Raw genomic sequence first — 15,917 nt, forward strand, 5'->3', positions numbered from 1 at the left:
ACCGCGGTCAGGCCTTCTTGCGGGCGCGCGGCTTGGTCGCGTCACCCGAGCCCTGGCCACGCCGTTCCTTGCTGCGCTCGACGCTGCGCTTCAGCGCCTCCATCAGGTCGACGACCTCGGCGTCCTCGCCCTCGTCGTCCTTCTCGCCGAACGTGGCCGCGGTGTCAATGGTGTCGCCCTGCTCCAGCTTGGCCTCCACGAGCGTGCGGAGCTGCTCCTGGTAGTCGTCGGTGAACTGCGACGCGTCGAAGTCGGCCGCCAGGGAGTCGACGAGCTGGGCGGCCATGTCGCGCTCCTTGGCGCTGATCCGCGGCACCTGGTCGAGCACGTCGAACTCCGCCTCGCGGATCTCGTCGTCCCACAGCATGGTCTGCAGCAGGAGCGTCTTGTCGCGCACCCGCAGCACCGCGAGCCGCGTCTTCTGCCGCAGCGCGAACCGCACGACCGCGCTGCGGTCGGTGTCCTCCAGGGCACGCCGCAGGAGGGTGTACGGCTTGATGGCCGTCTTGTCCGGCTCCAGGAAGTAGGCCTTGTCGAGCCGGATCGGGTCGATCTGCTTGGCCGGGACGAACTCCACGACCTCGATCTCCTTGGCCGTCTCGGCCGGCAGTGAGGCGAAGTCCTCCGGGGTCAGGACGACCGTGTTCTCGCCGTCGTCGTAGGCCTTCGCGATGTCCTCGTAGGCCACGACCTCGCCGCAGATCTCGCACCGGCGCTGGTAGCGGATGCGCCCACCGTCGTCGGCGTGCACCTGGTGCAGGGACACGTCGTGGTTCTCGGTGGCGCTGTAGACGCGCACCGGCACGTTGACCAGCCCGAAGCTGATCGAGCCCTTCCAGATCGAGCGCATGGATCCAGTCTTCCTCAGTGGAAGGGCCACGGCCAGCCCGCACACGAACGTCGGGCCGGGACCACCATGGTCCCGGCCCGACGTGGGCGTGCTGCTGCGGCTACTTGGAGCCGGGTCCGTCGACCGCGTCGAGCGAGTCGGCGGTGGGGGCGGCGCCGGGGGGCGTCGAGCCCGACGGCGGACGCGGCGCAGGCGCCGGAGCCGGCTGGTACGGCGGCGGGGGCGGGGCCTGCTTGCCCTTGAGCGTGGCGAAGGCGGCAGCACCGGCGCCGGCGATCAGGCCCAGGCCGACGATGCGACGCAGACGACGCTTCTTCTTCGGCTTGACCTCGTCGGGCAGGCGGTCGGCCACGCGCTTCGGCAGCTTGTCGTAGGTCTTCTCGTTGAGCTCGGGCGTGCGCTCGAGCAGCTCGTCGCGCAGCTCCGGGAGGCGCTCGCGCAGCTCGGCGACGCCGTGGCTGGCCTTCGCCGCGACGATGTCGCGCACGTCGGCGGCACCGGACTGGGTCTTGGCGACGACGCTGTCGCGCACCTCGGGAGCGTGGTCCACGAGCTGCTGACGGACGTCGTCGGCCTGGGCGAGGAGGTCCTCGAGGCGGCTCTGGAGCTTGTCCTTGACGGTCTTGTTCTTCCTCAGCGGCATGCTGACACGGCTCCTCGGTGGTCGATGGTGCTTCTCGCTGTCGACACTATCGCCGGTGCCCCTGCGGTGCACCCTGTGGCGGTGCTGGACTCTCGGGTCAGCCGCGCAGGCGACGGGCCGCGCGGCGCCAGCGAGACGCGGGGGCCGGCGCGGTCGGCTTGGCGATCTCGACGAACCCCGGCGCGTAGGGCTCGAGGCCGGCGTCGACGCGGCGACCGATCTCGGCGGCGGCCGCTCGGGGGTCGGCGAAGGGGACGCCGCTCAGCTGGTTGGGGGAGAAGCGCCACCACTGCAGCCGGAGCAGCTCCTCGACGACGTCGTCGGGGAGTCGGCGACGCAGGACCCTGGCCGGCAGCCCGGCGGCGATCGAGTACGGCGGGAGGTCCTTCGTGACGACCGCGCCGGCGGCGACGACGCAGCCGTCGCCGATGCGCACGCCCTTGAGCACCACCACGTTGGCACCCAGGTGCACGTCGTTGCCGATGACGGCGGGCTCCTCGCCGCGGGTGCCGCGGAACGAGGTCCGTCCGTCCGCCTCGGGGTCGACCGTCTCGACGGCGTCGGCGCTCGGGTGCCACCCCCAGGTGCTGGCGCGGTACTGGAACGCGGAGGCGCTGAGCCACGTCGTGGGGTGGCTGATGGCGCCGAGGATGCTGCCCGGACCGATCTCGCCGTACCGACCGACGTCGGCCGACTGGATCTCGACGATCTTGCCGAACTCGGTGAAGGCGCCCACGTGCGTGTCGGAGCGGATCGTCAGGGCCCCGATGATCCGCACGGGCGGCTCGGCCAGGAACCGGGCGCCGTTGGACCGGTTGATCCGCTGGGCGCCGCGCGCGTGTTGCTCCACGTCGTCAGGGTATCGGCGCCCGGCAGAGGCTTTGGTCCCCCGTCCGGCCGTTCCGGCCCCGGTGCCTTCGCTGATCGGTGATCATGGACCCCGACGATCGGGGCCGAGCGGTTCGGGGTGGGGAAAGCAGGGGTGCACGTGCCGGGTTCCGTCGTCGTCGCCGGCCGCAGGTACCCGGCGATGACCGTGGCCACCGTGCTGCTCAACCTGATCGCCATCGCGATGCTGTCGCTGACGCTGCTCACGTGGCGCCCTGACAACAACCCCAGGTCCGCGCTGGTCGCGCTGATCGTCACGGCGGTCGCCGGCCTGGTCTGGACGCTGGCGCGCGGCGCGCTGCTCGAGCAGCGCGACGTGGCCGTGATGGTCGCCCTGGCGTTCGGCGCTCTCGCCGCGCTCACCTGGGGGACGGACCGCGAGCTGGCGGCGTTCGCGAACGGCTCCAGCGTTCCGATGCTCTCGGTGTTCGCGGTCTGGTTCCTGGCGATCGGGCTTGCGCGGGTGATCGCGTACGTCGGCACGGCGGTGTGGGGACTCGCGATCGCGAGCCACGCCGACGAGACGTTGCTGGTGCCCGCCGTCACCGTGGCCGTGCAGGTCGTGGTGGCGACGGAGGTCCTGGGCAGGCTCCGGGCCCGGCTCGACCAGCTGGCCCGCACCGACGAGCTCACCGGGGCCCTCAACCGTCGAGGTGCGCACGCCCTCGTGACGCAGCAGCTGACGCGCAGGGCGCGACTCGGCACGCCGCTCACGGTGCTGGCGCTCGACGTGGACGACCTGCGCGCGGTGAACAACCGGGACGGTCACCCGGCCGGCGACGCGTTGCTGCGGGGGATCGTCGACCACCTGCGCTCCGGGCTCCGACCCGGCGACGAGGTGGGTCGCCTGGGTGGCGACGAGTTCCTCGTGGTGCTTCCGGGCGCGGACCACGGGGTGGGTGACGTCGTGGCTCGACGGCTCGCCGAGGGAGCGCCCGCCTCCTGGTCCGTCGGGGTGGCCCAGGCGCGGGCCGACGACGACCCGGCGTCGTTGCTGGCCCGGGCCGACGCGCGGATGTACGAGCGGAAGCAGGCCCGGCGGGGCCTGGATCAGGCCTGAGGCGTGGGGGCGGATGTGGTCCGGGAGTCGGCTCGTGCCGGGCGGCCGAGGAGCCCGCGTCGGTCGGCCAGCACCTCGAACACGACCGTGAAGAACGGCGGGATCGCGGCCAGCAGCGCCAGGACCAGCGTCTTGAGGTTCCAGCCGAAGGTGCGCCAGGCGACGAGGGCGGACGCGCAGTAGGCCACGAAGAAGGCGCCGTGGATGGGGCCGGAGATCGGGACGCCACCCTCGATGCCGCTGTGCGGGTCGTCCTGGACCACCCACTTGAAGAACATCGTGACGAGCAGGACGGCCCACGACACGGCCTCGGCGAACGCGAGCGCGCGGAAGGTCGGTCGGACCCAGGCCGGGTGGGTGCCGTCGTGGGAGGGGGAATCGGTGCGGCTGGCGGCGTTCACGGCGGTCAGGGTAGCGGCGCAACGCAAAAGAAACACCGGCGTGGTGAGATGTGCCCATGGCCTACCTGCTGCGCGTGGAGCTGCCCGACGTACCGGGCTCCCTGGGCGCGATGGCGTCGGCGCTCGGTGGCGCCGGGGCCGACATCGAGGCCATCGAGATCGTGGAGCACCGCTCCGACGGCAAGGCCGTGGACGACGTGCTCCTCGAGCTGCCGCCCCAGGTCATGGCCGACGCGCTGATCACCGCGTGCCACGAGCTGGAGGGCGTGCGGGTCCACTGGATCAGCCGCTACAACGCCGGCGCGAACCTCAGCATGGACCTCGAGGCCGTCGAGGCGTTCACGGCCGAACCCGAGCACGCTGTCGAGCGACTGGTGGAGGTCGTGCCGGCCACCTTCCGCACCGACTGGGCCATGGCGCTGCACCGGGTCGACGGGGAGCCCGCCGTGCTCAGTGCCTCGCCCTCGGCGCCGAAGCTGGTGCCCGACGCGGCGTCGTGGCTGTCGATCCGCAGCTCGCGTGCGCTCGACTCGGTGGACGCCTGGTCGTCGACGCTGCTCGCCGGCACCCAGGCGAAGGACCGCAGCGGTCAGGTGTTCGTCGTCGTGGTCGGACGCCACGGCGGACCGGAGTTCCTGGCCTCCGAGCTGGCCCGGCTGGGCCACATGGTGAGCCTCGCCGGGTCCGTCCAGGCCTGACGCGGCTGGGCCGGCCGGGCTGTCAGGGGCCCTCGGGCTCCTCGACCACCGGCTTCTTGGGGTCGGTCAAGGGGACGTGGGCGTGCTGGAAGCGGCCCAGCGCCGCGACCTCGCGCTCGAGGTCGGGCACGTGCTTCTTCAGCTGCGGGCGCATGACGGCCCAGCCGATCGGGGAGTTCACGAGCGGCTTGGTCCAGTTGGCCACGACGACGCCGCGTCGCACGTAGACGCGGGTCTTCCGCTTGGCGAGTCCGGCGACGATCGCGTCGACGCACTCGGCCAGCGTCGTGGTGGCGTTCGCCGGGAACGGGAGCTTGCCGCGGATGACCTTGAACGTCGGCAGGTCGGCCTCGGCGCCGCGGACGATGTCGGTGTCGATCCACGACGGGTGGGCGACGCCGACCTTGACGCCGAGGTGCGCGACCTCCTGGCGGGCGACGAGCGCCAGCGACTCCGCGCCGGCCTTGCTGGCGTTGTACGACGCGAGCCCGGCCAGGTTCGTGAAGGAGGCGAGGGAGGCGACGACGAGCGCGTAGCCCTTGGTCTTCTCCAGGTGCGGGATCGACGCGTGCAGGGTGCGGTAGACGCCGTTGACGTTGATGTCGATGACTCGCTCGAAGGAGGCCTCGTCGATCTGGCGGACCGTGCCGTACGAGGCGATCCCGGCGTTGGCGAGCACGTGGTCGATGCGGCCGAAGTGGGCGGCGGCGGCATCGATGGCGGCGGTCATGGCGCGGCCGTCGCGGGCGTCGGCCTCCCACCAGGCCGCCGCGGGGCCCAGCTCCGTGGCGAGCGCCTCGAGCAGGTCGGGCTCCAGGCCCAGCAGCGCGACGCGGCCGCCCTTCGCGACGTAGGCCCGTGCGACCCCGGCGCCGATGCCGCGCGCCGCGCCGGTGACGACCAGGACCTTGCCGGAGAAGCCCTTGCGGGCGAAGAGTGCCATGCGGTCAACATACCGACGGTATCTGAGTTCGTCACGCAGGTGTGACGCATCGTGCGAGGGGGGGTCACCGGGGTCGGTCGGGGGTGAGCGTCTCCTGGAGTGCGCGGTAGTGGTCGTGCGTGGCGGCGAGGTAGGCGTCGAAGTCGAGGTCGTCGGGGTCCGCTCCCGACGCCGAGGTCACGAGCCGGTCGAGGTACCACTCCCAGCCGGGGCCGGTGTGCTCGACGATCGAGACGTCGTGGATCCGCTGGGCGAAGAGGAGCGTCGTGGTCCCGTCGGACTCCCGCAGCTCGAGGTCGAGGTACCAGGCCCCGCCCTCGTCCACGACGTCGACGGCGAGGTGGGTCGGGGCGTCGCACGCGCGGATCTCGAAGCGGGACGGCTCGGCGGCGTCGCCCTCGGCGTTCATCTGGACCACCACGAACCCGTCGGCCGGGTCGCCGGTCCAGGTGCCGAACCAGCGGGCCAGGCGGTCGGACTCGGTGACCGACGCCCAGACGTCGTCGATCGGGGCGCGGAAGGTCCGTTCCCAGACGAGGTGGTCGTCGGTGCCGCGTCGCTCGTGGCGACCGGTGGGGGTGGGTGCGGTCATGCCGACTCCTCGTGGGTGCGGGTGGTGGGACGGTCGGTGACGGGGCGGTCGGTCGCGGGGTCACGACGTTCGCGCCGGGTGCGCGCGACCTCGGTGGCCAGGGCGTCGAGCGCCTGCTCGGGCACCGGCGGTCGAGGCGTGAGGGCGTCGACGAAGCGCCGCACCTCGCCGAGGGGCTCGGTGTGCAGGCGGTAGTGCCGTTCACGGCCGCGCTCGTCGGCGGTGACGAGTCCGGCCTCGGACAGCAGGCGCAGGTGCTTGCTGACGGCCGGTCTGGACACCGGGTGCTCGGCGGCGAGGTCGGCGACCCGTCGTGGACCCTCGGCGAGCCGGGCCAGCAGGGCTCGCCGGACCGGATCGGCGAGCGCGGCGTAGACGTCCATGCGCAACAGGTAACCAGTTGGTTACTCATCGTGTCAACGATACGGTCACGCCATGAGTGCACTGCCCGGCGTGTCCGAGACCTTCGACCCCTCCGCGTGGAACGAGGTGGCCGGCTTCGAGCACCTGACCGACGTCACGTACCACCGCGCCGTCGACCACGGCACCGTCCGGGTGGCCTTCGACCGCCCCGACGTGCTCAACGCGTTCCGCCCGCACACCGTCGACGAGCTGCTGCAGGTCCTCGACCACGCGCGCACGTCGGCCGACGTCGGCTGCGTGCTGCTCACCGGCAACGGCCCGAGCGAGAAGAACGGCAAGCGATCCTTCTGCACCGGTGGCGACCAGCGCATCCGCGGCCGGTTCGGCTACCAGTACGAGGACGGGTCGGCGTCGGGGTCGGACACCGGGGCCGAGGAGCCCAGCCCGGTGGACAAGGCGCGGCTGGCCCGCCTGCACATCCTCGAGGTGCAGCGCCTCATCCGCTTCATGCCCAAGGTCGTCGTCTGCGTCGTGCCGGGCTGGGCGGCCGGCGGCGGCCACAGCCTGCACGTCGTCTCCGACCTCACCATCGCGAGCGCCGAGCACGCCCGCTTCAAGCAGACCGACGCCGACGTCGGCAGCTTCGACGGCGGCTTCGGCTCGGCCTACCTGGCCCGCCAGGTGGGTCAGAAGTTCGCCCGCGAGATCTTCTTCCTGGCCGAGGAGTACTCCGCCGAGGACGGGGTGCGGATGGGCACGGTGAACCGCGCCGTCCCGCACGACGAGCTCGAGGCCACGGCGCTGGAGTGGGGCCGCATGATCAACGGCAAGAGCCCCACCGCCCAGCGCATGCTCAAGTACTCCTTCAACATGATCGACGACGGTCTCGTCGGCCAGCAGGTGCTCATGGGCGAGACCACCCGCCTGGCCTACATGACCGACGAGGCGCAGGAGGGTCGCGACCAGTTCCTCGAGAAGCGCGACCCCGACTGGTCGGAGTTCCCCTGGTACTACTGAGCCGTCCTGGACGGGGTGTCGCGGGTCACCACACCAATACGTGATCGACATGGTGGCGAACTAGGGGTACTTCCACCCGCCAAGACATGGCGGGTGCCCCCGATCAAGGACGTGGCTCCCATGAGCACCCTGCACCCCACCAAGAAGTTCTTCGCGAGCCTGGCCGTCGTGGCCGTCGCCGCACTCCCCCTCGCCGCCTGCAGCTCGGGCTCGGACTCCGACGCCTCGTCGGAGAGCAGCTCCTCGAGCTCGACGCCTCCGAAGGCCGTCGCCTCGATCACCGCGCTGACCGGTGAGGACACCGCCGTCGCTCTCGACACCGGCTTCACCGACGCCCTCGAGTCCCTCGGACTCACCCCCGGCACCGTCGGTGACGGCGCCCTGGAGGACGGCTCGCTCGTCTTCCCGATCACCGGCGGCAACGTCGAGGTCTTCACGCCGGGCGAGGTCTCGCCCTACGTGATCGGCCAGATCCAGCACGAGGGCTCGGGCTTCTCGCTCGAGGCCGGCGACACGAAGGTCGAGATCACCAACCTGAACGTCGACCCGGGCGTCTCGCGCGTCTACGGCGACGTGGCGGTCAACGGCGAGACCGCCGTGACCAGCGCCTACATCTTCACCCTCAACGGCAGCACCCTGAAGCCGCTGCAGTCCGAGGGTGAGACCGCGATCCTCGAGGGCACCCAGGTGCTCATCAGCCCGGTCGCCGCCGACCTGCTGAACCAGACCTTCGACACCGACGCGGTCACCCCCGAGCTGCTCGTGGGCATCGCCAAGATCACCGTCAACACCACCTCGGGTGACGACGGCAACTGACCTCCCGGTTGGGAGCATGACGGCGGGCAGGACTCTCGGGTCCTGCCCGCCGTCATGTCCGGACGACCTATCCCGCGGTCGTCCGCTCGCCGCGGGGAAGCGCAAGGAGCAGGGCCAGCAGGCCGGCCGCGCCGAAGAACCACGTCGACCAGTCGATGGTCCCGCTGACGATGTTGGTCACTACGACCGCGGCCGCGAAGATCGCGAACAGCAGGTGCCAGCGACGCTCGGACCGGTCGCGGTAGACCACCGTGCGGAGGTCGGCCTCGGCCAGGGCGAGCGCGTGCACCTGCGGCGGACCGAACGACTCGAACGGGTGCTCGCCGGTCTCCTCCGCGTGGGCGCGCGTCTCGGCCGTGAGTCGACGGGCCGTCTCGCGCGGCATCTTGTGACGTCCGCGCAGCAGCCACTCCATGCGGGTGAACCAGCGCTCGGCGGGCCAGGTGCGGGAGCTGTCGTCGATCGCGGGCTTGCGCTCGGGCAGCCTCCACCAGACCACGAGCAGGACAGCGCCGAACGCCGGGAGCGTCAGGGTCGGGACCGAGCCGAGGCTCCGCTCCCGGTCCAGGAGCTCCATCGCCGCGTAGACCGCCACGACGACGAGCGCGAGGCTGGCGAGCACCCACGCGCCGGTGGCGACCGGTCGTCCCGACCGCCAGGCCAGGCCGGCCGTGCCCAGCCCTCCCGCGCCGAGGACCAGCGCCGCGAAGACCGCGGCCCCGGGGGCGGTGAGGTCGGTGCTCCAGCCCTCGCTCACGAGCCTGGCGATGCCGAGCGCCATCAGGAACCACCCCGCCATCGCCAGAAGCGTGCGTGGGAGGTCGGACCACGTGCCCTCGTCGAGGTCGCCGGCCGCGCGCTGCTCCGGGGGGAGGTCCTGGGCGAAGGTCTCCGCCGCGTCGCGCGCGGGGCCGAAGAGGTCCTCGGCCGTGCTGCCGGAGTCGACGACGGCCTCGTGCACGACGTCGAGCCAGCCTCGGATGTCGTCCTTGCGGGCGGCCGTGGCCCAGGCTGCGTGCCAGGTGAAGGTGTCGGCCCAGTCGCCGTCCTGCTTCTGCGGCCAGGTCAGCTCGGTGGCGCTCATCGGGTGCTCCTCGTCGTCGTGGGGGCGATCGCGGCGGCCATCCGGGAGGCGAAGTCGCCCCACGCGTCACTCATCGAGTCGAGGCGAGTGCGGCCGGCGTCGGTGAGGCCGTACTGCTTGCGGCCGGGGCCACCGTCGCCCGCGACCCACTCGGCTCGCACCAGCTCCTGCGACTCCAGCCGGTTGAGCACGGGGTAGAGCGTGCCGACCTTGAGCCCGAACAGGCTCAGCTCCTCGAGTCGTTGCGCGATCGCATAGCCGTGCAGCGCGCCGTCGCGCAGCGTGAGGAGGGCCAGGAAGGGCAGGGCCCCGCGCAGCCACTCGGCCTCCGACGGTTCGCTCATGTTGCGACCGTAGATGCGAGTAGTTCGTGGAGTCAAGTAGTCAAGATCATGAATAGTTCTGCGCGGCGGGCCGGGCTTGCGTTTTGACGCGTTGGTGTCGATCCGTCGCCGATGGATCGACACCAACGCGTCGAGACGCCGGGGCATGACGTTCTGGTGAACGACCGCGTCGATCCCTTCCCCTCGGTCTGTTCTCGTGCCTACGGTCCTCTCGACCTGACCAGTGACTTCGGGGGGAGTCCCACCATGTCGGTGCCTGTCATCGCGCCTGCTCACCACTCGTCCGACCTCGTGCCACGGCGGCGGCCACGGCGGCGGCTTCGCACGCTTCTCGTCGCACTCGCCGCCACGCTCGTGGCCACCGTGCTCGTGGCCCCGGCCGCGTCGGCCTCGCCGGAGACCCAGCTGGCCGAGCTGACCGTCCGGTCGGAGGCCGGCGGGACCACGTACGACCGTGACGCCTTCCGGCACTGGATCGACGCCGACGGCGACGGCTGCACCACGCGGGCCGAGGTGCTGAAGGACGAGTCCTCGACGTCGACCGGCCACACCGGCACGTGCACCATCACCAGCGGGTCGTGGACGTCGGCCTACGACGGGGTGCGCTTCACCGACGCGGGCGGCATGGACATCGACCACATGGTCCCGCTCAAGGAGGCGTGGATCTCGGGCGCCTCGGGCTGGAGCGCGACGAAGCGCGAGGACTTCGCCAACGACCTGGGGGCCGGGCGCAGCCTCATCGCCGTCTCCGCGTCGTCGAACCGGTCCAAGAGCGACCAGGACCCGGACTCGTGGATGCCGCCCTCCACGTCGTACCGCTGCACCTACGTGTCGGACTGGATCGCGGTCAAGCACCGCTGGGGCCTGGCCGTCGACTCCGCCGAGAAGTCCGCGCTCCGGGAGGTGCTCGCAGGCTGCTGAGCAGGGCCCTGGTGCGACCACTCGTCCCGCGCCACCCGCCGCTCGTCGCACGGATCCGCTCCCTGAGACACGCGTCTCATGAGGTGGTCGCCCCCGAGGCCCTCCGCTAGTGTCCGCGGAATGAGGATCGGAGTGGTCGCCGAGTCGCGCCCAGGGGAGACCCGGGTGGCCGCGACTCCCGCGACGGTCGTACGTCTGGAGAAGCTCGGCTACGAGGTGCTCGTGGAGTCCGGCGCGGGTGCCCGCGCCGCCTTCGCCGACGAGGCCTTCGCCGAGGCCGGTGCCTCGGTCGTGCCCGGAGCCGACGCCTGGTCCGCCGACGTCGTGCTCAAGGTCAACGCTCCGACGACCGACGAGATCGCGCGGCTGAACGACCACGCCACGCTCGTCAGCCTGATCGCTCCCGCGACGAGCCCCGAGCTCCTCGAGGCCCTCGCCGCTCGTCCGCTCACCGTCCTCGCGATGGACGCCGTGCCGCGCATCTCGCGCGCCCAGTCGATGGACGTGCTCTCGTCCATGGCCAACATCGCCGGCTACCGCGCCGTCGTGGAGGCCGCGCACGAGTTCGGCCGCTTCTTCACCGGCCAGGTCACGGCTGCCGGCAAGGTCCCGCCCGCCAAGGTCCTCGTGGCCGGCGCCGGTGTGGCCGGGCTCGCCGCCATCGGTGCTGCGTCGAGCCTCGGCGCCATCGTGCGCGCCACCGACCCCCGCCCCGAGGTGGCCGACCAGGTCAAGTCCATCGGCGGCGAGTACCTGGCCGTCGACGTGGAGGTCGAGAAGTCCACCGACGGCTACGCCAAGGCCACCAGCGAGGAGTACGACCGACGCGCCGCGGAGATCTACTCGGAGCAGGCCGCCGACGTCGACATCGTCATCACCACGGCCCTCATCCCCGGGCGCCAGGCGCCGCGGCTGCTCACCGAGGCCGACGTGGCCGCGATGAAGCCGGGCAGCGTCGTCGTCGACATGGCCGCGGCGCAGGGTGGCAACGTGGCCGGGTCCGTGGCGGGTGAGAAGGTCGTGACCGCGAACGGCGTGACGATCCTCGGCTACACCGACCTGCCCGGTCGTCTGCCGACGCAGGCCTCGCAGCTGTACGGCCAGAACCTCGTCAACCTGCTCACGCTGCTCACGCCCGGCAAGGACGGTCAGCTGGTCCTCGACCACGACGACGTCGTGCAGCGTGGCGTGACCGTGGTGCACGAGGGCGACGTCCTCTGGCCCCCGCCGCCGGTGCAGGTCTCGGCCGCCCCGGCCCCGACCGCCGAGATGCCGGCCGTCAAGGAGGCGCCCGCCCCGAAGCCCGGTCTGACGCAGCGCGGCAAGTACCTGCTCATCGCCGCGGGCATCGCCGCGCTGTTCCTGATCAATGCGTTCGCGCCGCCGCCGCTGCCCGAGCACTTCTTCGTGCTCACGCTGTCGATCGTCATCGGCTACTACGTCATCGGCAAGGTCCACCACGCGCTGCACACCCCGCTGATGAGCGTCACCAACGCGATCAGCGGCATCATCGTCGTCGGTGCCCTGCTGCAGATCGGCGTCGGTGAGGGTGCCGACAACGAGTGGGCCATCCGCCTGCTCGCGTTCGTGGCGGTGCTGCTCGCGTCCATCAACATCTTCGGCGGCTTCGCCGTGACCCGACGCATGCTCGGCATGTTCTCGAAGGGCTGATCGCTGTGACCGCTGAGAGCATCGCCACCGCGGCGTACATCGTCGCCGCCCTGCTGTTCATCCTGAGCCTCGCGGGGCTCAGCAAGCACGAGACCGCGTCGTCGGGCGTGGCCTACGGCATCGCCGGCATGGCCATCGCGCTCGTGGCCACGATCATCCTGGCTGTCGAGGACGCCGAGACCGTGGGCGTCGTCCTGCTCGTCGGCGCCGTGGCCATCGGTGCTGCGATCGGTCTCTGGCGGGCTCGCGTCGTCGAGATGACCGGCATGCCCGAGCTCATCGCGCTGCTGCACTCCTTCGTCGGTCTGGCCGCCGTGTTGGTGGGCTGGAACGGCTACCTCGAGCACCCCGAGTACCCGCTCGAGTCGCTGGAGCGGATCCACTCGGGCGAGGTCTTCGTCGGCGTCTTCATCGGTGCGGTCACGTTCACCGGCTCGATCGTCGCGTTCCTCAAGCTGAGCGCCCGCATCAAGTCCGCACCCCTCGTCCTGCCGGGCAAGAACTACCTCAACCTCGGCGCGCTCGTGCTGTTCTTCGTGCTGACGGTCGTGTTCGTCGCGAACCCGAACATCTGGCTGCTCGTCCTGGTCACCGCCCTGGCGCTCGCGCTCGGCTGGCACCTCGTGGCGTCGATCGGCGGTGGCGACATGCCGGTCGTCGTCTCGATGCTCAACAGCTACTCGGGCTGGGCCGCGGCCGCCGCCGGCTTCCTGCTGAGCAACAACCTGCTGATCGTCACCGGCGCCCTCGTCGGGTCGTCGGGCGCCTACCTGAGCTACATCATGTGCCAGGCCATGAACCGCTCGTTCATCTCCGTGATCGCCGGCGGCTTCGGCATCGAGGCATCCGCCGGCGACGCCAAGGACTACGGCGAGCACCGCGAGATCGACGCCGACGGCGTGGCCGAGATGCTCAAGGACGCGTCGAGCGTCGTCATCACGCCGGGCTACGGCATGGCGGTGGCCCAGGCGCAGTACCCCGTGGCCGACCTGACTCGCAAGCTGCGCGAGCGCGGCGTCGACGTGAAGTTCGGCATCCACCCGGTGGCGGGCCGCCTGCCCGGGCACATGAACGTGCTGCTCGCCGAGGCCAAGGTCCCCTACGACATCGTGCTCGAGATGGACGAGGTCAACGACGACCTCGCCGACGTCGACGTGGTGCTCGTGATCGGCGCCAACGACACCGTCAACCCGGCCGCCGCAGAGGACCCGACGAGCCCGATCGCCGGCATGCCGGTGCTGCGGGTGTGGGAGGCGCGGAACGTCGTCGTGTTCAAGCGGTCGATGGCTGCGGGCTACGCCGGTGTGCAGAACCCGCTGTTCTTCCGCGAGAACTCCCAGATGCTGTTCGGTGACGCCAAGGACCGCGTCGAGGACATCCTGCGCGCTCTCTGATCGGAACCCACCCGTACCTGCGGGTGGGTCTCGTTCCCGGGTTGACATGCAGGTATTGCCATATGAGGATGTCCGCATGAGTGAGTCCGATGCCTGAGCGGGGTGACGTGGCCGCGTACGACGCCGTCGCTGCACTCTTCGACGCGATGTCGACGCCGTTGCGCGCCGCCCTCGTGCACCGGCTCTGCGAGGGGGAGCAGACGGTCGGTCAGCTCGTCGAGTGGACGGGGCGGTCCCAGCCGCTCGTCTCCCAGCACTTGAGGATCCTGCGCACCGCCCACCTCGTCTCCGGCGAGCGACGCGGGCGTGAGGTCGTCTACTCCCTCACCGACGAGCACGTGGCCCACGTGCTGCTCGACGCCTTCCACCACACCCAGGAGAACCACCCATGACCGTCATCGACCACCGCGAGGCCGAGAAGCACGACCACACCCACGGACCGGGCTGCGGTCACGACGCCGTGGTGCACGAGGACCACGTCGACTACCTGCACGACGGCCACGTGCACCGTGAGCACGAGGGTCACTACGACGAGTGCGCCACCTGCTCGTGCGCACACTGCTCGGACAGCTGCGCGACCTGCGTGTGCGACGACTGCACCTGCGAGACCTGCAACCACAACGTCTGCTCGTGCGCCCACTGCTCGGACAGCTGCGCCAACTGCGTGTGCACCGACTGCTCCTGCAGCACCTGCAAGCACGCCGCCTGACGCTGGACGGCGGCGCTCAGGTGGTCGCGAGCCGCCGCGAGGACCGTAGCGCCATCACCGACGCCGCGAGAGCGAGGGCGAGGACGCCCAGCGCCACGAAGAGGGCCACGCGGATGCCGGTGTCGCCGCCGGACCCGCCCGTCACCACCTGGTAGGTGGTGGCCAGCAGGGCGGCGCCGAGCGACGAGCCGATGCGCTGGCCGGTCTGCAGCGCACCGCCGGCGGCCCCGCCCATCCGCGGCGGGACCTCCTGCAGCGTGAGGGTGATGTTCGGCGACACGACGGCGCCACCACCGAGGCCGGCCAGCAGCAGGAACGGGGCGAGCGCCCACCACAGGTCTTCGGTCGGCCGACCGGGAGCCACCAGCGCGGCGCCCAGCACGCCGACCATCATGACGCCCAGGGCGCCGACGGTGAGCGATCGTCCGACCGTGCTCACCAGGCGGCCCGCCAGGGGCGAGGTGATGGCCGACCCGAGCGCGAAGGGCGTCAGCAGCAGTCCGGCGTGCAGGGCGCTGACGTCGCGGGAGCCCTGCAGCCACACCGACGCCACGAGGAACACGCCCGTGAAGCCGGTGAAGTACACGGTGCCCACGAGCATCCCGTTGCCGAAGCCGGGAAGCCGACGCAGCAGGTCGAGGTCCAGCAGCGGCTCGTGGCCGCGCCGCTTGAGACGGTGCTCCCAGGCGGCGAAGGCCCAGCCGAAGAGCGGAACGCCCACCAGCAGCACGAGCGGCCACCGCGCTCCGGACTCCAGGCTGACCAGCGGGTACAGCAGGCACAGCACCGAGAGGCCGAGCAGGACGGCGCCCGGGACGTCGATGCGCCCGGGCCCGCCGTCGGCCTGGCGCCCGGGCACCATGCGGGCCACGGCGATCGCGGCGACGAGCCCGATCGGCACGTTGACCAGGAACAGGAGTCGCCACCCGAGATCCTCCCCGACCAGCCCGATCACGAGCCCGCCGAGCAGTGGCCCCGTTGCCGAGGCGATCGAGACGGTGAGGCCGAAGTACCCGAACGCCCGTCCACGCTCGGCGCCGGAGAACAGCTGCTGGATCAGCCCGGAGCTCTGCGGGGTGAGGAACCCTGCCGACGCACCCTGGAGCAGCCGCGCCACGACCACCAGCTCGGCCGTGGGCGCGAGACCTGCCGCCGCGCTCGAGGCCACGAAGCCGGCCAGCCCGATGAGCATCAGTCGACGCCGGCCGTAGGCGTCGCCGAGCCGCCCGCCGGCGACGAGGGTCAGCCCGAACGTGAGCGCGTACCCGGACACCACCCACTGCACGGTGCCCGGCGTGGTGTCGAGACCCTCCTGGATCGTCGGGATCGCGACGTTGACGATGGTGACGTCGAGCAGCGACATGAAGCCGACCACGAGGGTGACGGCGAGGATGCGCCAGCGGTGGGGGTGCGGACCGTCGTCCTGCGGGGACGTCGACCGTCCTGCGGGGACGTCGACCGGATCCTCGTGCACCAGAACAGCCTGCCGGAGGAAGCGGTGGACCGCAGCGTGGGTGTCGGCG

Annotated in this window: 19 protein-coding genes; 9 read left to right on the forward strand and 10 right to left on the reverse strand. The window is 71.4% G+C overall.

The window, feature by feature from the left end; all coding sequences use genetic code 11:
• Nucleotides 1-7: 7 nt before the first annotated feature.
• The 3 genes from RQG84_RS16600 to RQG84_RS16610 form a co-directional block, all read right to left on the reverse strand.
• Nucleotides 8-850: a Ku protein gene (locus RQG84_RS16600; protein ID WP_311210932.1), complete on the reverse strand. Its 843-nt coding sequence runs from the start codon at nt 848-850 to the stop codon at nt 8-10.
• A gap of 100 nt (nt 851-950) precedes the next feature.
• Nucleotides 951-1,493, reverse strand: coding sequence for a hypothetical protein (locus tag RQG84_RS16605; RefSeq protein ID WP_055961495.1), 543 nt, complete (start codon nt 1,491-1,493; stop codon nt 951-953).
• Nucleotides 1,494-1,590: 97 nt separating this feature from the next.
• Nucleotides 1,591-2,343 carry a CatB-related O-acetyltransferase gene (locus tag RQG84_RS16610; protein WP_311210933.1) on the reverse strand — a complete coding sequence of 251 codons (753 nt, stop codon included), beginning with the start codon at nt 2,341-2,343 and terminating at the stop codon, nt 1,591-1,593.
• 138 nt (nt 2,344-2,481) lie between these two features.
• Between RQG84_RS16610 and RQG84_RS16615 the strand changes: the two genes are divergently transcribed.
• Entirely contained in the window at nt 2,482-3,441 is a 960-nt protein-coding gene (locus tag RQG84_RS16615) for a GGDEF domain-containing protein (RefSeq protein ID WP_311210934.1), read from the forward strand.
• Here the strand turns inward: RQG84_RS16615 and RQG84_RS16620 are convergent.
• Nucleotides 3,432-3,842, reverse strand: a complete 411-nt coding sequence (locus RQG84_RS16620; RefSeq protein WP_311210935.1) for a DUF3817 domain-containing protein — start codon at nt 3,840-3,842, stop codon at nt 3,432-3,434. The genes RQG84_RS16615 and RQG84_RS16620 overlap by 10 nt on opposite strands.
• A 56-nt stretch (nt 3,843-3,898) precedes the next feature.
• On the opposite strand from RQG84_RS16620, the gene RQG84_RS16625 reads away from it, so the two are divergent.
• On the forward strand, nt 3,899-4,540 hold the full coding sequence (locus RQG84_RS16625; protein ID WP_311210936.1) for an amino acid-binding protein: 642 nt from the start codon (nt 3,899-3,901) through the stop codon (nt 4,538-4,540).
• 22 nt (nt 4,541-4,562) lie between these two features.
• Here the strand turns inward: RQG84_RS16625 and RQG84_RS16630 are convergent, their stop codons facing one another.
• From RQG84_RS16630 to RQG84_RS16640, 3 genes are all read right to left on the reverse strand, one after another.
• Nucleotides 4,563-5,483, reverse strand: coding sequence for an SDR family oxidoreductase (locus RQG84_RS16630; protein WP_311210937.1), 921 nt, complete (start codon nt 5,481-5,483; stop codon nt 4,563-4,565).
• A 64-nt stretch (nt 5,484-5,547) separates the two neighbouring features.
• The gene (locus tag RQG84_RS16635; RefSeq protein ID WP_311210938.1) at nt 5,548-6,075 is read right to left on the reverse strand and encodes an SRPBCC domain-containing protein; all 528 of its coding nucleotides are present in this window, start codon (nt 6,073-6,075) and stop codon (nt 5,548-5,550) included.
• Entirely contained in the window at nt 6,072-6,458 is a 387-nt protein-coding gene (locus RQG84_RS16640) for a metalloregulator ArsR/SmtB family transcription factor (protein ID WP_311210939.1), read from the reverse strand. The genes RQG84_RS16635 and RQG84_RS16640 overlap by 4 nt, the downstream gene beginning before the upstream one ends.
• Before the next feature lie 52 nt (nt 6,459-6,510).
• Between RQG84_RS16640 and RQG84_RS16645 the strand changes: the two genes are divergently transcribed.
• Together RQG84_RS16645 and RQG84_RS16650 are read left to right on the forward strand one after the other, a co-directional pair.
• A complete protein-coding gene (locus tag RQG84_RS16645; protein WP_311210940.1) occupies nt 6,511-7,455 on the forward strand; it encodes a 1,4-dihydroxy-2-naphthoyl-CoA synthase in 945 nt (314 codons plus the stop codon).
• Nucleotides 7,456-7,575: 120 nt separating this feature from the next.
• Nucleotides 7,576-8,271, forward strand: a complete 696-nt coding sequence (locus tag RQG84_RS16650; RefSeq protein WP_311210941.1) for a hypothetical protein — start codon at nt 7,576-7,578, stop codon at nt 8,269-8,271.
• A 67-nt stretch (nt 8,272-8,338) separates the two neighbouring features.
• Here RQG84_RS16650 and RQG84_RS16655 read toward each other — a convergent pair whose 3' ends face one another.
• A complete protein-coding gene (locus RQG84_RS16655) occupies nt 8,339-9,355 on the reverse strand; it encodes a hypothetical protein (RefSeq protein ID WP_311210942.1) in 1,017 nt (338 codons plus the stop codon).
• A complete protein-coding gene (locus tag RQG84_RS16660; protein ID WP_311210943.1) occupies nt 9,352-9,699 on the reverse strand; it encodes a helix-turn-helix transcriptional regulator in 348 nt (115 codons plus the stop codon). Before RQG84_RS16660 ends, RQG84_RS16655 begins: the two co-directional genes overlap by 4 nt.
• Nucleotides 9,700-9,945: 246 nt before the next feature.
• On the opposite strand from RQG84_RS16660, the gene RQG84_RS16665 reads away from it, so the two are divergent.
• From RQG84_RS16665 to RQG84_RS16685, 5 genes are all read left to right on the forward strand, one after another.
• Nucleotides 9,946-10,620, forward strand: coding sequence for an HNH endonuclease family protein (locus RQG84_RS16665; protein ID WP_311210944.1), 675 nt, complete (start codon nt 9,946-9,948; stop codon nt 10,618-10,620).
• A gap of 120 nt (nt 10,621-10,740) precedes the next feature.
• The gene (locus tag RQG84_RS16670) at nt 10,741-12,291 is read left to right on the forward strand and encodes a Re/Si-specific NAD(P)(+) transhydrogenase subunit alpha (protein WP_311210945.1); all 1,551 of its coding nucleotides are present in this window, start codon (nt 10,741-10,743) and stop codon (nt 12,289-12,291) included.
• Between the two features lie 5 nt (nt 12,292-12,296).
• On the forward strand, nt 12,297-13,685 hold the full coding sequence (gene pntB, locus RQG84_RS16675) for a Re/Si-specific NAD(P)(+) transhydrogenase subunit beta (RefSeq protein WP_311210946.1): 1,389 nt from the start codon (nt 12,297-12,299) through the stop codon (nt 13,683-13,685).
• 89 nt (nt 13,686-13,774) lie between these two features.
• Complete coding sequence (locus RQG84_RS16680) at nt 13,775-14,077, forward strand: metalloregulator ArsR/SmtB family transcription factor (RefSeq protein WP_311210947.1); 303 nt, start codon at nt 13,775-13,777, stop codon at nt 14,075-14,077.
• Nucleotides 14,074-14,394 (forward strand): hypothetical protein, encoded by a 321-nt coding sequence (locus RQG84_RS16685; protein WP_055961454.1) that lies wholly within the window; start codon nt 14,074-14,076, stop codon nt 14,392-14,394. Before RQG84_RS16680 ends, RQG84_RS16685 begins: the two co-directional genes overlap by 4 nt.
• A gap of 16 nt (nt 14,395-14,410) precedes the next feature.
• On the opposite strand, the gene RQG84_RS16690 is transcribed toward RQG84_RS16685, so the two are convergent.
• Nucleotides 14,411-15,868 (reverse strand): MFS transporter, encoded by a 1,458-nt coding sequence (locus RQG84_RS16690; RefSeq protein ID WP_311210948.1) that lies wholly within the window; start codon nt 15,866-15,868, stop codon nt 14,411-14,413.
• Nucleotides 15,869-15,917: the final 49 nt, after the last annotated feature.

The sequence above is a fragment of the Aeromicrobium sp. WCS2018Hpa-31 genome, from assembly GCF_031843905.1.
Taxonomy (GTDB): Bacteria; Actinomycetota; Actinomycetes; order Propionibacteriales; family Nocardioidaceae; genus Aeromicrobium.